Source organism: Luteimonas sp. J29 (genome assembly GCF_000472505.1).
Classification (GTDB): Bacteria; Pseudomonadota; Gammaproteobacteria; order Xanthomonadales; family Xanthomonadaceae; genus Luteimonas.
The window spans coordinates 61,449-79,444 of record NZ_AWZR01000001.1 but is presented as its reverse complement, the minus strand read 5'-3'; the positions used below and the strand labels follow the sequence as shown (position 1 = coordinate 79,444).

Sequence of the window (17,996 nt, the reverse complement as noted above, 5' to 3'; positions counted from 1 at the left end):
CCGGCCAGCTGCGGCCCGTCTGCCGCCTGCCAAGGGTGTTTTCGTGCGCAATTACGACCTTGAGTTCCTCAAGCGCTTTTCGCTGGTGATCGCCTTCCTGGTCGCGATCACGCTTGGCCTGATCGTCGCCGCGATCGCGCTCCACCGCGTGCTGCCCCCGGAGGTCGACCCGGCCGCCGCCAAGCGCACCGAGAACCGCATCGCCCCGGTCGGCGCGGTCTATGCCGGCAGCACCGGCGCCGCCGCCAAGGCCGCGGCCGCCGCCGCCGCCGCGGCTGCCGCCGCGTCGCAGGTCGCCTACGGCGGCACCCTGGACGGCTCGGTGATCTACCAGAACCTGTGCTCGGGCTGCCACGGCTCGGGCGCCGGCGGAGCGCCGACCCTGGCCGCCGGCCAGTGGTCCGCGCGCATCGCCCAGGGCGCCGAGACCCTGTACCGCCACGCGATCGAGGGCTACACCGGCAGCGCCGGCGTGATGCCGCCGAAGGGCGGCAACCCGGCCCTGACCGAAGAGCAGGTCCGGGCGTCGGTCGACTGGATGCTCGACAACCTGAAGTAGGCTGGTCGCCGGTTCCGGCCACCGCGCGCGACGCCGCCTCCGGGCGGCGTTGTCGTGTCCGCCACCCGCACGACGCCTCCGCATGCCCGTCGCCCGCCGCCCCTGCCTCCCCGCCCTGCTCCTGGCCGCGAGCCTGGCCGCCGGCTGCGAACTCCCCACCGGCACCGCCGCGCCGCAGCCGTCGCCGCGGGCCGATGGCGTGGTCGCGATCGGCGCGGTCCAGGGCCGCGGCGACGCCAGCCCCCTGCTCGGCCAGGAGGTCACCGTCGAAGGCGTGGTCACCGGCAACTTCGCCCGCCACCTCGGCGGCTGGTTCGTGCAGGACGACGGCGACGGCGACCCGGCGACCTCCGACGGCCTGTTCGTGGTCTCCGACCTCGACGAGCCCGGCCTGCGCGCGGGCGACCGCGTGCGCCTGCAGGGCCGGGTGGTCGAACACGGCGACCGCGCGCGCGGCACGCTCACCACCCTGCAGGCAGGCCGGATCGAGGTCACCGGCCGCGGCGAGGTGGCGCCGCTGCTGCTCCACGCACCCCCGGTGGACTGGGAGCCCTACGAGGGCATGCGCGTGCGGATCGCGGCGCCGCTGACCGTGTCCGGCCAGCACCAGCTGTCCCGCCGCGGCGTGCTGCACGCCAGCTTCGGCGGACGCCTGGCGGTGCCCACCGAGGTGGTGCCGCCCGGCGAGCAGGCCGCCCGGGTGGCGGCCGACAACGCGCGCCGCCTGCTGCTGCTCGACGACGCCAGGGCCGACGAGAACCCGGGCCGCACCTGGTACCTCGACGACCGGCCGCCGCCGCGCCTGGGCAGCGTGGCGCGCGACGTCGAGGGCATCGTCGACCAGCGCTGGGGCGAGGTACGGCTGCAGCTGATCGCGCCGCTGCGTCTCGAGCCCGCAGACCGGCCGCCGCCGCCCACCGTGCCGGGCAACCTGCGCCTGGCGGTGCTCAACCTGCACAACCTGTTCAACGGCGACGGCCGCGGCGGCGGCTTCCCGACCGCGCGCGGCGCCCGCACCCCGGCCCAGCTGCGGGCCCAGCTCGACGCCCTGGTCGCCACGCTGCACGCGCTCGATCCCCACGCGGCGGCCCTGATGGAGCTGGAGAACGACGGCTACGGGCCGGATTCGAGCCTGGCCCAGCTGGTCGCGGCGCTCAACGCCGGCGGCGGCGACTGGGCCTTCGTCGACGCCGGGCACGGCCCGGGCGGGGACGTGATCCGGGTCGCCATCGTCTATCGCCGCTCGCGGCTGCGTCCGCTCGGCGCGCCGGCCACGCTCGAGGGCGGCCCCTTCGGCACCCGCAGCCGGGTGCCGCTGGCCCAGGCCTTCGTTCCCCGGAACGATGGCCGCGACAGCGGGCCGGCCTTCGTGCTGGTGGCCAACCACTTCAAGTCCAAGGGCTGCGGCGAGGCCCGCGGCGCCGATGCCGACCAGGGCGACGGCCAGGCCTGCTGGAACGCGACCCGGGTCGAATCGGCACGCCGCCTGGCGGCGTGGATGGCCCGCGACCCAACCGGAACCGGCAGCGATCTGGCCGTGATCGCCGGCGATTTCAACAGCTACAGCCAGGAAGACCCGCTGCGCCTGCTGCGTGCCGAAGGCTGGGTCGATGCGCTCGCCCCCTCCGGCCGTCGCGGCCCCCACAGCTTCGTGTTCGACGGCCTCGCCGGTCGCCTCGACCACGCCCTGCTCAGCCCGGCCCTGGCCCGCCGCCTCGCGGGCGCGGCGGTGTGGCACAGCAATGCCGACGAACCGGCGAACGCCAGCGATCGTGACGGCAACGGCGGCGATCGTCCACCCAGACCCTGGCGCAGTTCGGACCACGACCCGCTGCTGGTGGGGCTGGACCTCTAGCCTCACCGCGCCCATGGCCCCCCGTCGCAGGCAGGCGGTCCGGACATGGCTGGCGACCCCGGGGACGAGCGGATCTCACCCGGGCTGCGCGCGGTGGCCGAGGCGCTGCCTGTGCGACCTGGCATGCGCGCCCTCGAGACCGGCGGCGGACCGGGGGCCGCCGCGCGCTGGCTGGCCAGGCACCGCCCGGGCTGCCACGTGGTGGCGATCGACGGCTCGCCCAAGGCCATCGGCCAGGCGCTGGCGGCGCCGGGGAGGCGCTGGCCACCGGCCGGCTCGAATCCGCCGGGTCGCGATCGAGGACGTTGCGCTGGTGCCGGCCGATCAGCGCCTCGACCTGGCGTCGCGGTCCGGGTCGGCGCGCTGGACGGCCGCCATCCCGGGATCGGCGTCCGCGCGCTGGAACGGTGCTCGTGCCGGACGGCAAGGGGGGCGATCGAAGGCGGGGCGCCGACGCCAGTTGGCGCCTTGCGTCGGTAATTCCTGCGAAAATGCGGAAAACGGCGTCGATCAGCCGGCGTATTCCCGATTCAGAGGCCGTCAGTGGCCTGTGCCTCCCGTGCAGGTTGGCGGCGCGTTCGCGGGCGGTTGATGCCGGTCGCACGGCGCGCCCCGGTATCATGCCGCGATGTCCAACCTGCCCCCGTTCCCCGACGACGCCGCCACGCTCCAGCTGCCGGGACCCGCGGGCCGGCTCGAGGTGGCGGTCGACCCGCCCGAGGGCGACGCGACGCCGCTGCCGCTGGTGGCCATCGTCTGCCACCCGCTCCCGACCGAGGGCGGGACCATGCACAACAAGGTCGTGACCATGGCCGCGCGCAGCCTGCGCGAGCTGGGCGCGACCACGGTGCGGTTCAACTTCCGCGGCACCGGCGCCTCGGAAGGCGAGTTCGACCACGGCAATGGCGAGGCCGACGACCTGCGCGCGGTGGCGGCCTGGGTGCGCGCCCGGCGGCCCGGCCACGTGCTGTGGCTGGCCGGCTTCAGCTTCGGCGCGTACGTCTCGCTGCGCGCGGCGGCGGAACTGCAGCCCGGGCTGCTGCTCTCGATCGCGCCGCCGGCCGGGCGCTGGGACTTCGACGCGATCGAGCTGCCAACCATGCCGTGGCTGGTGATCCAGGGCGAGGCCGACGAGATCGTGGACCCGCAGGCGGTGTACGACTGGCTCGAGCGCAGCGGCGCCCAGGCCGAGCTGGTGCGCATGCCCGACACCAGCCACTTCTTCCACCGCAAGCTGATCGACCTGCGCGGCGCGATCAAGCACGGTGTGCGCCCCTACCTCCCCACCGCGGATGGCTGAGCCGACGGAGGCATCGCCCCCCTCGGCGCTGTACCGCGCCGGCGTGGAACGCGGCGACTGGAACGACGACCCCTCGCAGCACGCCGCTCTGCGCGAGCTCGACCGCCTGCATGCCGAACTGCTGCGTCCACCGCCACGCACGGGCCTGATCGCGCGCCTGCGCGGCCAGGCCGCGACGCCGGCGCCGCGCGGCCTGTACCTGTGGGGCGGCGTCGGCCGCGGCAAGACCTTCCTGGTCGACCTGTTCCACCAGTCGCTGCCGTTGCCCGAGCTGCGCGGCGAGGCGCTGTCGTCCGGGGCCGGCGGGGTGCCCGGCAAGCGCCGCACCCACTTCCACCGCTTCATGCGCGCGGTGCACGAACTGCTGCGGACCCACGCCGGCGAACGCGATCCGCTGGCGACGATCGTGCGCGCCTGGCGGCGCCGGCTGCGGGTGCTGGTGCTCGACGAGTTCTTCGTCAGCGACATCGGCGACGCGATGATCCTCGGCCGCCTGCTCGAGCGCATGTTCGCCGAGGGCATCGTGCTGGTGACCACCTCCAACATCGACCCGCCCGGCCTGTACCGCGACGGCCTGCAGCGCCAGCGCTTCCTGCCCGCGATCGACCTGCTCCAGGCCCACTGCGCCGTGGTGCACCTGGACAGCGACACCGACTACCGGCTGCGCGCGCTGACCCGTTCCCCGGTATACCGCGCGCCGCTCGACCCCGGTTCGGAGGCGTGGCTGGAGTCGCGCTGGCACGAGCTCGGCGGCGACGACGGCCACCGCAACGCGGGGATCGAGATCGACGGCCGCCGCATCCCGGTGCGCGCGCGCAGCAAGGGCATGGCCTGGTTCGACTTCGCCGCGCTGTGCGAGGGACCGCGCGGCACCGCCGACTACATCGAGATCGCGCGCGAGTTCCACACCGTGCTGCTGGGCGGGATCCCGGTGCTCGACGAACTGCGCAACGACGCCGCTCGCCGCTTCGTGCACCTGGTGGACGAACTCTACGACGGCCACGTCAACCTGGTCTGCACCGCGGATGCCGCGCCGCACGCGCTCTACACCGGCGAGCGCCTGGCCGCCGCGTTCGAGCGCACGTCCTCGCGCCTGGTCGAGATGCAGGGCGCCGAGTACCTGGCGCGCGAGCACCGCGGCTGAGGGCGCCCGCCCTGCGCCGGACCGGCCGGCAGGCAGGCCGGCCAAACAGGCGCCCGCCGTCGGGCCGTACACAAGATATGGGTTGACGGAAGCCGACCCACCCCACTACCTTGTGGTCGTCGGTTCGGGCCAGCCGCAGCTGGCCGGATTAAAAGGGAAGCCGGTGACGCGCCCCTGGCGCCAGTCCGGCACTGCCCCGCAGCGGTAATCGGGAACGAACCCGCCACCAGCACTGGAGCCAACGCTCCGGGAAGCGGCGGGGGAGGTGGAAGGCCACGGCCTTCCGGACCCGTCAGTCCGAAGACCTGCCGACAGCCGCGCGCATGCACGCCGCGCGGTGCCGGCCGCGGAATCTCCGGGGGGAGATGGCCGGTGGAGCAGGTCCGTGGACGCGCACGCGTCCACCGTCCCGCGACGCCGTTTCCCGCCCCGCCTCCGCCGCCATGCCCGCCTGCGAGGGACAGGCCGGCCGTGCGCCACCCGTGGAGGATGCATGACCCACCCAGACCCGACCTGCGCCGCCCCCGCGGCCGCGAGTGCAAGCCCGTCGCCGCCTGTTCCGCCGCCGGCGCCGGGCGCCGGGCCGGCCGGCCCCGCCACCGGCCACTCGCCCCTGCAATCCATCGCGAACCCCTGCGACGCGATCCCCCCACCGCCGGTCGAACGCCCCACGGGGTCCGCGCAGCCGGACGCACCGGTGGATACCTGGATCACCAAGGAGGCCGGCAACCGCCGCCTGCCCTTCGACCGCGCCCGGCTCGAGCGCAGCATCGACGCCATCCACGCCGAGTTCCCCCAGCTGGACGTGGCCGACTACAAGCGCAGCGTGTTCGGCTTCGTCGAGCGCAAGGCGACGGTGAATGCCGACGACCTGGTCGACCACCTGATCCGCGAGGCCGAGGCACGCGTGGACCTGACCGCGCCGGAGTGGGAGCACTTCGCCGCGCGCATCTACCTGCACCGGCTGTACAAGCGCGCCAGCCGCAACCGCTTCTACGACGCGGCGCAGAAGTACGGCTCCTATGTCGGCCTGCAGGAGAGCCTGGCCGACCGCAACATCTACTCCAACGACATCCTGCGCGCCTACTCCAAGGAAGAGCTGGAGCAGGCCGGGCGCATGATCGATCCCGGGCGCGACCGGCTGTTCACCTACAACGGGCTGTACCTGCTGGCCACGCGCTACCTGGCCACCGACAACGCGCGCAACGTCTACGAGCTGCCGCAGGAGCGCTGGCTGACCATCGCGCTGTACCTGATGCAGCACGAGGGCGGCACCGGACAGGGCGGGCGCGAGCGGCGCATGCAGCTGGTCGGCGAGGCCTACTGGGCGCTGTCGAACCTGTACATGACCGTGGCCACGCCGACCCTGCAGAACGCGGGCAAGGTGGGCGGCCAGCTGTCGAGCTGCTTCATCGACACGGTCGAGGACAGCCTGCAGGGCATCTACGACTCCAACACCGACATCGCCCGCGTGTCCAAGGGCGGCGGCGGCGTGGGTGCGTACCTGGGCTACGTGCGCGCGGCCGGTGCGCCGATCCGCGGGGTGCCCAACTCCTCCGGCGGCGTGGTGCCGTGGATCAAGCAGCTCAACAACACCGCCGTCTCGGTGGACCAGCTGGGCCAGCGCAAGGGCGCGGTGGCGGTGTACCTGGACATCTGGCACCGCGACATCGAGGCCTTCCTCGACCTGCGCCTCAACAACGGCGATCAGCGCCTGCGCGCGCACGACGTGTTCACCGCGGTCTGCATTCCCGACCTGTTCATGGAGGCCGTCGAGCGTCGCGGCGACTGGTACCTGTTCGACCCGTACGAAGTGAAGCGGATCAAGGGCTGGTACCTGCAGGACTTCTACGACGAGGCGCGCGGCGACGGCACTTTCCGCCGCAAGTACCAGGAAGTCGTGGACGACGAGCGCATCGCGCGCAAGACGGTCAAGGCGATCGACATCTTCAAGCGAATCATGGTGTCGCAGCTGGAGACCGGCAGCCCGTTCATGTTCTACCGCGACGAGGTCAACCGGAAGAACCCGAACAAGCACTGCGGCATGGTCTACTCGTCCAACCTGTGCACCGAGATCCTGCAGAACCAGGGCCCGACCCGGATGATCCGGGAGGTCATCTCCGGCGACCAGATCGTCACCACCAGGCAAGCCGGCGATTTCGTGGTCTGCAACCTGTCCTCGATCAACCTGGGGCGCGCGGTGGTCGCGGCCGAGGGGCAGGGCGACCTGATCAGCGACGTGCTCGAGCGCCTGGTGCCGATCCAGGTGCGCATGCTCGACAACGTGATCGACCTCAACGAGCTGCCGGTGCCGCAGGCCACGATCACCAATCGCAAGTATCGCGCGATCGGCCTGGGCACCTTCGGCTGGCACCACCTGCTGGCGCTCAAGGGCGTCGACTGGAACTCGGCGGAGGCCGAGGAGTTCAGCGATGCGCTGTACGAACGCATCAACTACCTCGCGGTGCAGGCGAGCATGGAGCTGGCGAAAGAGAAGGGCACCTATCCGGTTTTCGCCGGCAGCGACTGGCATACCGGCGCCTATTTCCGCGAGCGCGGCTACAACAGCCCGGCGTGGCTGGACCTGGCGGCCCAGGTGGCGGTCAACGGCCTGCGCAACGGCTGGCTGCTCGCGGTGGCGCCCAACATGTCGACCGCGCAGATCGCGGGCAGTACCGCGTCGATCGACCCGATCTACTCGGCGTTCTACTACGAGGAGAAGAAGGACTACCGGCGTCCGGTGGCCGCGCCCGGGCTGTCGCTGGAGACCTGGCCGTACTACGAGAAGGGCGCGTGGAAGCTGGACCAGTTCGCCTCGGTGCGGCAGAACGCGCGCCGCCAGCGCCACATCGACCAGTCGATCAGCTTCAACTTCTACGTGCCTTCCACCATCCGTGCCTCGACCCTGCTGGATCTGCACATGACGGCGTGGCGGGAAGGGCTGAAGACCACCTACTACGTGCGCTCGAACGATATCGATATCGCGGAGTGCGAATGGTGTTCGAGTTGACGCGCTGACCCGCTTCCCCCGCCCTGCGGGGGAAGTCGGCCCGAAGGGCCGGATGGGGGCCCGCTTTTCGCTCCTGCGGCGCGCGCCCCCACCCCAGCCCTCCCCCGCACGCGGGGGAGGGAGCATGAACCCACATCGAGGACCGGACACCATGTCTGCCACCGCACCGCTGACCGCCACGCCCCGCACCGCCACGCCGCTCGAACGCATCCGCATCCTGGAGCCGCGCCATCCCAACCGATCCACCGGGATCATCAACGGCCGCACCTCCGGCATCCTCAACTGGAACGATATCCCCTACCCGTCCTTCTACCGCGCCTACAAGGAGCTCTCGACCAACTTCTGGATCCCGGACGAGGTCGACATGAAGGGCGACGCGCGCCAGTACGGCGAGTTGTCGGCGCGCGAGAAGAACGCCTTCGATTCGATCATCGGCCTGCTGGCCACGCTGGACTCGCCGCAGACGCGCTTCATCTACAACGTGGCCGAGTACATCACCGACCCGGCCGCGCACGCCAACGCGGCGATCATCGGCCAGCAGGAGGTGATCCACAACGAGAGCTACAGCTACGTGCTGGCCTCGATCACCGACCTGGCCAACCAGAAGCGGATCTTCGAGATCGCCCGCACCCACCCCACGATCCTCAGGCGCAACGCGCCGATCATGGGCTCCTACGACGACTTCATGCGCGAGAAGACCGCCGAGACCCTGCTGCGCGCGCTGATCCAGTCCTCGATCCTGGAGGGCATCAATTTCTATTCCGGCTTCGCCTATTTCTACAACCTGGTGCGCCAGAACCGGATGGCCGGCACCGGCAAGATCATCAGCTTCATCAACCGCGACGAGCTGGCCCACACCAAGTTCATCAGCGAGGTGATCCGCGCCATCGTCGGCGAGAACGCGGAGCTGCAGACCGACGAGCTGACCGAGTACGTGCACCGCGCCTTCGAGCACGCGGTGGAGCTGGAGGTGCAGTGGACCGGCGAGGTGCTCGACGGCATCGACGGCATCAACATCGACGAGATGATCCGCTACGTGAAGTACCGGGCCAACAAGATGGCCGGGATGCTCGGCATCGAAAGCCTGTACCCGGACACCGCCGACAACGTGATGCCGTGGATCAAGGCCTACGCCGACAACTTCACCGAGACCAAGACCGATTTCTTCGAGATGCGCAACGCGTCGTACAAGAAGACCAACCTCGACAACGGCTTCGACGACCTGTGAGCCGGCGCCGTTGCCCCGGCTGGCCTCTTGCCGTTCGCCGCGCAGCGGGCAGCCCTGGCGCGCAGGCCGCGCCGGGCGGCACATTCTCCGCCTCGGCACGACCCTGGTCGCGAAGCACCTCGCGCGCAGGCGCGCTCCTGCGGCCCGGCTCCGTTCCAGGTCATCGCGGAACCGCACCGGCGTGCGGCCCCAGCGCATGCGCATCCTGATCGCCTTCACCTCCCTCAGCGGCAACACCCGCGACGTGGCGCGGATCGTGCGCGACCGCTGTCGCGCGCGCGGGCACCAGGTCAGCTGGATCGAAACCGGCATCGACGAGCTGTCCGCCGCCGGCCCCGATCCGCGCCACGACCTGTACCTGTTCGGCACCTGGTCGGACAACGGCGGGCGCACGCCGGCGGAGATGAAACGCTTCATCGCGCAGCTGGTGCAGGCGGTGGGCAAGCCCCGGCAGGTCGCGGTGTTCGGCACCGGCGAGACCCAGTGGGGCCAGGAGTACTACTGCGGCGCCGTGCGTCGCATCGCCGCCTTCTTCGATTCCCCGCATCCGCGCCTGGAGATCGAACAGATGCCGCACGGTCGCCGCGACAGCGAACGGATCGCGCAATGGACCGACCACGTCCTCGACACCCTCGGGAGCCCTGCCCATGCAGACCCTGCACGCCGCATCGCCTGACGACTGGCGGGCGGCCATCTCCGCCCATCCGCGCCTGCTGGTGGACTACTACAAGGACGATTGCCCCGCCTGCCGGATGCTGGATCTGTCGCTGCAGCGCTTCGCCGGGGAACCGGCGGCCGCCGGCCTGGTCCTGCTCGGGGCCAGGCTGGAGACGGTGGGCGAGGCGTTCTTCCGCGAGCTGGGCCTGCGCCAGACGCCCACGCTCGCCCTGTTCCGCGACGGCGTGGAGGTGGCGCGGCTGCCCGGCTTCCAGTCGCCGGCGCAGCTCGCCGCGGCCGTGTCGGCACACTTCTAGGCGCGACCGGATCGGTTGCGCCGGAAACGGTGGTCGTGCTGCGCTGCGGCGTATGACATAGTCGCGCGCCGTCCTGCCGTTGCCTGCAATGCCCCGCGATTACGTCCTGACCCTGTCCTGCCCGGACCGCACCGGCATCGTCCACCACGTGTCCGGCCTGCTGTTCGAGCACGGCTGCAACATCCTGGACGCGCAGCAGTTCGGCGATGCCGAGTCGGGCCGCTTCTTCCTGCGCGTGCATTTCGACGTGCCCGCCCGTGGCGACATCGACGCGGTGCGCAGCGCGTTCGAGCCGGTCGGGACCGCGCACGCGATGGACTGGGCGATGCACGACGTGCGCCGGCGCGCGCGCCTGCTGGTACTGGTCAGCCGCCAGGGCCACTGCCTCAACGACCTGCTGTTCCGCACCCACAGCCGCCAGCTGCGCGCGGACATCGTGGGCGTGGCCTCGAACCATCCCGACTACGCCCAGCTGGCCGGCTCCTACGGCGTGCCCTTCCACCACCTGCCGGTGGACGCCGCCACGCGCGCCGCGCAGGAGCGGCAGCTCCTGGATCTGGTGGAGCGTGAGCGGGTCGACCTGGTGGTGCTGGCGCGCTACATGCAGATCCTTTCGCCGCAGCTGTGCGAGGCGCTGGCCGGGCGCGCGATCAACATCCACCACAGCTTCCTGCCCAGCTTCAAGGGCGCCCGGCCCTATCACCAGGCGCACGCGCGCGGGGTCAAGATCATCGGCGCGACCGCGCACTACGTGACCGCGGACCTGGACGAGGGCCCGATCATCGAGCAGGACGTGGCACACGTGGACCACGCGATGACGCCCGCCGCCCTGATCCGCATCGGCAGCGACATCGAGTCGCGGGTACTGGCGCGCGCGGTGCGGCTGCACGTGGAGCACCGGATCCTGCTCAACGGCCACCGGACGGTCGTGTTCCGCTGAGCCGCCATTCCCGGATGCCCTGGGGCGATGCAGGTGCGCGCCCGCCGCCTGCAGCCGGATCGATCCGATCGCCTCGGCATCCCGGCACCTGGCCCGGTACGCCCGCCGTAGCTCGACATCTCCCGCGGCCCTTCCGCCAGCCGCGAGGCCGACGTCGGGAGGATGCCCGAAGCCGCCTCGCCGACGCTTGACCCCGCCCCTGGACCGGCGTAATGTCCCGCCCGCCAAGGTACGTATCGCTTTATCTTGATAGAGCGATATGTTTGAAAGGGAAGCCGGTAGGACCCACGGGTCGAAGCCGGCGCTGCCCCGCAGCGGTATGTGGAAACGACCTTCGCCATAAGCACTGGGCATTGCCCGGGAAGCGGCGAACAGTAGGGAGGACGCACCCCGTCCTGCGTCCACGAGCCCGAAGACCTGCCTCGGCCGGAGAGCGATCTCCGTCGACCTGGCGCCCGTGGGAGGCGCGGGAAGGTCGCGCCTTTCGAACCAAGGCGCGTGCCTTCGCGTGTGTCCGCACGGCTCCGCATCGCCCGAGGGGGCGACCACGAACCGAGGAGTACACGTACATGACCACCGTATGCAATCTGGGCTTTCCCCGCATCGGCCTGCGACGCGAACTGAAGAAGGCCGTCGAGGCCTACTGGCGCGGCGACTCAACCGCCGGACAGCTGCACGACCAGGCCAGGGCGCTCCGGCTGCGGCACTGGCAGCTGCAGCACGCCGCAGGCGCCGATGTCGTGCCCTGCAACGATTTTTCCCTGTACGACCACGTGCTGGACACGGCCGTGCTGTTCGACGCCATTCCCGCACGCTACAGGCCCCTGTTCGATGCGGACCCCTTGCGCGGCTACTTCTCGATGGCGCGTGGCTGGCAGGACGACGGCCTCGACCTGCCTGCGCTGGAGATGACCAAGTGGTTCGACACGAACTACCACTACCTGGTGCCGGAGCTGGAGCGCGGGCAGTCGTTCCGCCTGCGTGGCGACAAGCCGCTTGCGGAGTTCATCGAAGCGCGCGACGCCGGCGCCAGGGCACGCCCGGTGCTGCTGGGCCCGGTGAGCTTCCTGCTGTTGTCCAAGTGCGTGGACGGCAGCCAGGCCCTGGACCTGTTGCCGGCGCTGCTTCCGGCGTACGCGCAACTGCTTGCCCAGCTCCGGGATGCCGGCGCGGAGTGGGTCCAGCTGGACGAGCCCTGCCTGGTGCTGGATCTCGGCGATGCGGAGCGGCGCGCATACGAGGAGGCCTATCACACGCTTGCCGATGCGGCCGGCCCGAAGCTGCTGCTGGCGACCTACTTCGGCACGCTGGAGCACAACCTGCCGTGGGCCGCATCCCTGCCGGCCCAGGGACTGCACGTGGACCTGGTGCGTGCGCCCGGACAGCTGGATGCGGTGCTCGGTGCGCTGCGCGAGGACTGCGTGCTCTCGCTCGGGCTGGTGGACGGTCGCAACATCTGGCGCGCCGATCTCGACCGGGCCGTGCTGCTCGCGCGCAGCGCCGCCGACCGCCTCGGCAAGGAGCGCCTGCAGGTGGCGCCCTCGTGTTCGATGCTGCACGTGCCCATCGACGCGAGCCTCGAAACCGGACTGGCGACGGAACTTCGCGGCTGGCTTGCCTTCGCCAAGGAGAAGATCGGCGAGCTTCGGGTGGTGGCCGATGCGCTCAATGGCCTGGCATCGGCAAACGCGACCCTCGAGCTCGCACGCGAGCGTCTCCAGCAACGCCGCCGGTCCAGGCGCGTCCACCGGGCCGAGGTCGCTGCGAGGGTCGAGGCCCTCACCCCGGACGATGCGCGCCGCAAGAGCCCATATGCGCAGCGCAGCGCGCTCCAGCAGCGCCGCTATGGCTTGCCGGCGTTTCCGACCACCACGATCGGGTCGTTTCCGCAGACCCCGGAGGTGCGCAAGGCGCGCGCCGCGTTCAGGGCCGGCCGGCTGGACGAGTCACAGTACGTCCAGTTCCTCGAACAGCAGACCGCGCACTGCGTGCAGGTACAGGAGCAGATCGGCATCGACGTGCTGGTGCATGGCGAGTTCGAACGCAACGACATGGTCGAGTATTTCGGCGAGCAGCTGGAAGGATTCGCCTTCACCCGGAACGGATGGGTCCAGAGCTACGGCTCGCGCTGCGTGAAGCCGCCGATCATCTATGGCGACGTGTCGCGCCCCGCGCCGATGACGGTGCGCTGGTCGACCTACGCCCAGTCGCTGACCCAACGACCGATGAAGGGCATGCTGACCGGCCCGGTGACCGTGCTGCAGTGGTCGTTCGTGCGCGACGACCAGCCGCGTGCGGACACATGCCGGCAGATCGCGATTGCGCTGCGCGACGAGGTGGCGGACCTGGAGGCGGCCGGCATCGGCATCATCCAGGTCGACGAACCCGCGCTGCGCGAGGGCCTGCCGCTGCTGCGCAAGGACTGGGACGCGTATCTGGAATGGGCCGTGGAGTGCTTCCGCATCACGACTTCGCCGGTGGACGATGGGACGCAGATCCACACCCACATGTGCTACTCGGAGTTCAACGACATCATAGAAGCGGTCGCCGCGATGGACGCGGACGTGATCTCGATCGAAACCTCGCGGTCGCGGATGGAGCTGCTGGATGCGTTCGCGCAGTTCCGCTATCCCAACGCCATCGGCCCGGGCATCTACGACATCCATTCCCCGCGCATTCCCGATCGCGATGAAATGGGCGACCTGCTCCGCAAGGCCACGTCGGTGCTCGCGGTCGACCAGATCTGGGTCAACCCGGACTGCGGACTCAAGACCCGCGGCTGGGCCGAGACAACGGCCGCCCTGGAGGCGATGGTTGCGGCGGCCAAGGAGTTGCGCCTGGACCAGGCGGCCGCCTAGCATCCATGCCCCTCATGGGGGCGAGACCTGTTCCACCGATGCACCCGCCGCGCCGAGTGCGGCGCGCGTGGGTGCATCGCCTTCCGGCGTCACCGGCCGCGTGAGCTCCCACAGGACGCTCGCGCGCAAGCCCGCCTCGATCGCGTCCTGCGCCGACCACAGCACGCAGTAGTCGCGCGCCAGGCCGCACAGGTGCACCTCCTCGATGCCGCGCTCGCGCAGCCAGCCGGCCAGGCCGGTGGGCGGGCGGTGGCCGTCGGGGCCGACGTTCTCGCGGAAGGCGCTGTAGGAATCCACCTGCGGGCGGGTGCCCTTGCGGAGGATCAGGTCGGCCAGGCTCCAGTCGACACGCGCATCGAGGGCGGCACCCGGCGTGCCCTGCACGCAGTGGTCGGGCCACAGCACCTGGGGATGGCCGTGCAGTTCGATCGTCTCGAACGGCCGGCGCCCGGCGTGGCTGGAGGCGAAGGAGGCGTGGCCGCGCGGATGCCAGTCCTGGGTGGCGACCACGGTGCGGTAGGCGCGCGAGGCGAGCAGGTCGGCGATGCCGGGCACGATCGCGTCGCCCTCGTGGCAGGGGAGCGCGCCGCCGGGCATGAAGTCGGGCTGGAGGTCGATCACCAGCAGGGCGGTGGTGGGGGGGTGGGGCGTGGGCATCGTGGGGGGCGTGACGGGGAAGGGGAGGGGCGGGGGGCGGCTGGCCCCCACCCGGCCCTCCCCCGCAGGCGGGGGAGGGGGATCCGGCCCTGCCCCGCAGACGGGGGAGGATGAATCAGGCCCTGCTCCGCGGGGGAGGGGGATGGCGGGGCCCGCCGCGGGAGGGTGACAGCGCGCGGACTCAGGTGATCGAGGCCTGGTAGATCGACTCGATCGAGGCGTCGAGCGCCTTGTTGAACTCGTCGTCGCTCTGCTGCGCGGTCAGGCCTTCGGTCAGCGCGCGGCTGAAGCTGGCGATCACGCCGGGGTTGCGGGCGAGCCGGGCGTTCGCCTCGTCGCGGCTGTAGCCACCCGAGAGCGCGACCACGCGCAGCACCACCGGGTGCTCCACCAGCTCCTTGAAGAAGCCGTCCACCTCGGGAAGGGTGAGCTTGAGCATCACCGGGCCGGACGGATCGAGCGCGTCCAGGCGCTCGAGCAGGCCCTGCTTGAGCGCGACCTCGATCTGCGCCTTGTCGGCGGCCTTGATGTCCACCTCCGGCTCGATGATCGGCACCAGGCCGGCGGCGACCACCTGGCGGGCGACCTCGAACTGCTGGTCCAGCACCGCGGCGATGCCTTTGGCGTTGTTGGCCTTGATCACCGAGCGTTCCTTGGTGCCGAACACGCCGCGCGCCCTGGCCCGCTCCAGCAGGTCGGCCAGGCCGGGCATCGGCTTCATCACCTGCACGCCGTCGGCCTCGTCGGCCAGGCCCTTGTCGATCTTCAGGAACGGGACCACGCCCTTGTCTTCCCACAGGTAGGCGACCGCGTTCTTGCCCGCGAACTCGCCGTCCATGGTGCGCTCGAACAGGATCGCGCCGAGGATGCGCTGGTCGAACGCCGGGCTGGTGACGATCCGGGTGCGCATCGCGTGCACCTGGGCGAACATCTCCTCCTCGTTCGAATACGCCGACTCGTCCACCCCGTAGAGCTTGAGTGCCTTGGGCGTGCTGCCGCCGCTCTGGTCGAGCGCGGCGATGAAGCCCTTGCCGGAAGCGATGCGGTCGCGTTGCTGCGGGTTGATGGCCACGATGGCGGGACTCCTGTGCAATGGGTCGGGGACGGGAGCCGGGGATGATAGCGCGCCCGCCGGCGCCGGCCCGCCCCGCGCGACGTGCGGCCGGCGGCGGGCGGCGGCGCGCCACCGACCCGTCCTGTCGTCGGACGGACGCCGCGGTGCGTGGCGCGACGTCGTGGCCCGCGCGCAACGCACGAGAGCCCGCCCGCATCGGCCTGCACGGCCTTGCACGCAGCGCCAGAGCGCACCTGCCGCGCATGTCCGGCACGGCGGCGGCCGCGCTTGCCCACGCGCCGCGCGCTGGTGCAAGCTGGCGCCCCTTCCGATCCGCGCCCCTGCCGGCGACGCCTGCATGATTCCGCATCGCACCCGCGCCGGATCCCGCGACCGCGAGCCCCGCGCATGGACCTGAGGCCGATGCTGCCGCCGTGGCTGCAGCCCTGGCTGGAGGGGATCAGCGTCCTGCTCCAGGTGGTGGCGATCGTGCTCGCGGCGCTGCTGCTGCGCTGGCTGGTGCTGCGCCTGGTGCGGCGCCTGGCGGCCAGCTACGACCTGCCGGCCCAGATCGTGCTCATCGCCCGGCGCACGACCAGCTTCCTGCTGGGCTTCGCCGCCCTGCTGCTGGTGCTGCGCGCGCTGGGCGTGTCGGGCGCGGTGCTGTGGGGCGCGTTCACCGGCTTCGCCACCGTGGCCGCGGTCGCGTTCTTCGCGCTGTGGAGCGTGCTCACCAACGTGTTCTGCGCGCTGCTGATCCTGGTCACGCGCCCGTTCCGGCTGCTCGACCACATCGAGCTGGTCGACAGCGGCGACAAGCCCGGCCTGCGCGGGCGCGTGGTGGACATGAACCTGGTCTACGTCACCCTGGCCGAATCCCACCCGGGCGGCGGCGAGAGCGTGCTGCGGGTGCCCAACAGCCTGTTCTTCCAGCGCGCGACCCGGCGCTGGCGCGGGGAACCGCCCCCGCCCCCGCCCGCGCAGCCCTCCAGCGGCGACGGCGACGCCGCGCGCCTGCCGACCGGCGGCGGCGGAAGTTCGGTGGCCAGCCACTTCCCCTGATCGCGCAGGCGCCGTTCGCATAGGATGCGGGCTCCACGCCACGCCGGAGGTCCCGGATGCCCCGCATCGCCCCGCTTGCCCTCTCCGCCCTGATCGCCCTGCTGCCCGCGGCCGCCCAGGCCGCGCCCGACGTCGACGCCGCGGCGCGCGCGCTGCAGGCGAAGGTGGTCGAGTGGCGGCGCGACCTGCACCGGCATCCGGAACTGGGCAACGAGGAAGTGCGCACCGCCGGGGTCGTCGCCGACCACCTGCGCGCGCTGGGCCTGGAGCCGCGCACCGGGATCGGCGCCACCGGCGTGGCCGCGGTGCTCAAGGGCGGCCGGCCCGGCCCGCGCATCGCGCTGCGCGCCGACATGGACGCGCTGCCGGTCACCGAGGCCACCGGCCTGCCGTATGCCTCGACCGTGCGCGGCGAGTACCGCGGCCAGCCGGTGGGGGTGATGCACGCCTGCGGCCACGACATGCACGTGGCGATCCTGATGGGCGTGGCGCAGGCGCTGGCCGGCATGCGCGAGGAGCTGCCGGGCGAAGTGATGTTCATCTTCCAGCCCGCCGAGGAAGGGCCGCCGGTGGCCGGCGAGGTGGCCGGCGCGCGGCGCATGCTGGACGAAGGGATCTGGGACGACTTCCGGCCCGACGCGGTGCTGGGCCTGCACGTGTGGTCGCGGCTGCACGCCGGCCAGCTGGGCGTGCGCAGCGGCCCGTTCATGGCCAGCGCCGACGAGTGGACCCTGACCATCAGCGGCCGCCAGACCCACGGCTCGCAGCCCTGGGCCGGCGTGGACCCGCTCACCGTCGCCGCGCAGGTGCTGCTGGGCACGCAGGCGATCATCGCCCGCCAGGTCGACATCACCGCGCATCCGGTGGTGCTCACCGCCGGCCAGATCCAGGGCGGCACGCGCTTCAACATCATCCCCGACCAGGCCACGATGGTCGGCACCCTGCGCACCTTCGACCCGCAGGTGCGCGAGGACGTGATCGAACGTTTCCGCGCCACCGCCACCCACTTCGCCGCGGCCAGCGGCGCGACCGCGCAGCTCGAGGTCGCCGGCAACGCGCCCTCGACCAGCAACGACCCGGCCCTGTTCCAGCGCTTGCGCCCCTCGCTGGAGAAGGCCGCCGGCGCCGGCAACGTGGTCGAGGTGCCGCGCTACACCATCGCCGAGGACTTCTCGGTGTTCGCCAACGAGGTGCCGGGCTTCTACTTCTTCGTCGGCACCACGCCGCGCGGGCAGGCGCTCGAGTCGGCGCCGATGAACCACTCGCCGCTGTACGCGCCGGACGAGTCCGCGCTCGACCTCGGCCTGCGCGCGCTGCTGCAGGCGACCGTGGATTTCCTCGAGGGCGGCTGAGGC

At 71.6% G+C, this 17,996-nt stretch carries 14 protein-coding genes and 2 riboswitches; of the genes, 12 read left to right on the top strand and 2 right to left on the bottom strand.

The features are described from left to right. Nucleotides 1–43 precede the first annotated feature (43 nt). From LUTJ29_RS0100340 to metE, 10 genes are all read left to right on the top strand, one after another. Entirely contained in the window at nucleotides 44–559 is a 516-nt protein-coding gene (locus LUTJ29_RS0100340) for a c-type cytochrome (RefSeq protein ID WP_027070797.1), read from the top strand. An 82-nt stretch (nucleotides 560–641) separates the two neighbouring features. After that, the gene (locus LUTJ29_RS15555) at nucleotides 642–2,414 is read left to right on the top strand and encodes an ExeM/NucH family extracellular endonuclease (RefSeq protein WP_051322548.1); all 1,773 of its coding nucleotides are present in this window, start codon (nucleotides 642–644) and stop codon (nucleotides 2,412–2,414) included. 628 nt (nucleotides 2,415–3,042) lie between these two features. Beyond that, a complete protein-coding gene (locus tag LUTJ29_RS0100330) occupies nucleotides 3,043–3,714 on the top strand; it encodes an alpha/beta hydrolase (RefSeq protein WP_027070796.1) in 672 nt (223 codons plus the stop codon). Further along, complete coding sequence (gene zapE, locus LUTJ29_RS0100325) at nucleotides 3,707–4,858, top strand: cell division protein ZapE (protein WP_027070795.1); 1,152 nt, start codon at nucleotides 3,707–3,709, stop codon at nucleotides 4,856–4,858. Before LUTJ29_RS0100330 ends, zapE begins: the two co-directional genes overlap by 8 nt. Before the next feature lie 103 nt (nucleotides 4,859–4,961). Next, a riboswitch (cobalamin riboswitch) is annotated at nucleotides 4,962–5,186 on the top strand. A 165-nt stretch (nucleotides 5,187–5,351) separates the two neighbouring features. After that, the gene (locus tag LUTJ29_RS0100320; RefSeq protein WP_027070794.1) at nucleotides 5,352–7,868 is read left to right on the top strand and encodes a ribonucleoside-diphosphate reductase subunit alpha; all 2,517 of its coding nucleotides are present in this window, start codon (nucleotides 5,352–5,354) and stop codon (nucleotides 7,866–7,868) included. A 151-nt stretch (nucleotides 7,869–8,019) separates the two neighbouring features. Next, nucleotides 8,020–9,096 carry a ribonucleotide-diphosphate reductase subunit beta gene (locus LUTJ29_RS0100315; RefSeq protein WP_051322547.1) on the top strand — a complete coding sequence of 359 codons (1,077 nt, stop codon included), beginning with the start codon at nucleotides 8,020–8,022 and terminating at the stop codon, nucleotides 9,094–9,096. A 196-nt stretch (nucleotides 9,097–9,292) separates the two neighbouring features. Next, nucleotides 9,293–9,772, top strand: coding sequence for a flavodoxin (locus LUTJ29_RS0100310; protein ID WP_027070792.1), 480 nt, complete (start codon nucleotides 9,293–9,295; stop codon nucleotides 9,770–9,772). Then, the gene (locus LUTJ29_RS0100305) at nucleotides 9,744–10,070 is read left to right on the top strand and encodes a thioredoxin family protein (protein WP_027070791.1); all 327 of its coding nucleotides are present in this window, start codon (nucleotides 9,744–9,746) and stop codon (nucleotides 10,068–10,070) included. Before LUTJ29_RS0100310 ends, LUTJ29_RS0100305 begins: the two co-directional genes overlap by 29 nt. Nucleotides 10,071–10,158: 88 nt before the next feature. Then, entirely contained in the window at nucleotides 10,159–11,010 is an 852-nt protein-coding gene (gene purU / locus LUTJ29_RS0100300; protein WP_027070790.1) for a formyltetrahydrofolate deformylase, read from the top strand. 210 nt (nucleotides 11,011–11,220) lie between these two features. Beyond that, nucleotides 11,221–11,450, top strand: a riboswitch (cobalamin riboswitch). Between the two features lie 129 nt (nucleotides 11,451–11,579). Further along, on the top strand, nucleotides 11,580–13,868 hold the full coding sequence (gene metE, locus LUTJ29_RS0100295; RefSeq protein ID WP_027070789.1) for a 5-methyltetrahydropteroyltriglutamate--homocysteine S-methyltransferase: 2,289 nt from the start codon (nucleotides 11,580–11,582) through the stop codon (nucleotides 13,866–13,868). Between the two features lie 12 nt (nucleotides 13,869–13,880). On the opposite strand, the gene pncA is transcribed toward metE, so the two are convergent. Together pncA and LUTJ29_RS0100285 are read right to left on the bottom strand one after the other, a co-directional pair. Beyond that, the gene (gene pncA, locus LUTJ29_RS0100290) at nucleotides 13,881–14,525 is read right to left on the bottom strand and encodes a bifunctional nicotinamidase/pyrazinamidase (RefSeq protein ID WP_027070788.1); all 645 of its coding nucleotides are present in this window, start codon (nucleotides 14,523–14,525) and stop codon (nucleotides 13,881–13,883) included. 181 nt (nucleotides 14,526–14,706) lie between these two features. Continuing rightward, entirely contained in the window at nucleotides 14,707–15,591 is an 885-nt protein-coding gene (locus LUTJ29_RS0100285; RefSeq protein ID WP_043740098.1) for a fructose bisphosphate aldolase, read from the bottom strand. Nucleotides 15,592–15,987: 396 nt separating this feature from the next. On the opposite strand from LUTJ29_RS0100285, the gene LUTJ29_RS15550 reads away from it, so the two are divergent. Continuing rightward, nucleotides 15,988–16,641, top strand: coding sequence for a mechanosensitive ion channel family protein (locus LUTJ29_RS15550; protein WP_084524501.1), 654 nt, complete (start codon nucleotides 15,988–15,990; stop codon nucleotides 16,639–16,641). A 56-nt stretch (nucleotides 16,642–16,697) separates the two neighbouring features. Continuing rightward, nucleotides 16,698–17,993 carry an amidohydrolase gene (locus LUTJ29_RS0100275; RefSeq protein ID WP_043739972.1) on the top strand — a complete coding sequence of 432 codons (1,296 nt, stop codon included), beginning with the start codon at nucleotides 16,698–16,700 and terminating at the stop codon, nucleotides 17,991–17,993. The last annotated feature ends 3 nt before the right edge of the window (nucleotides 17,994–17,996 follow it).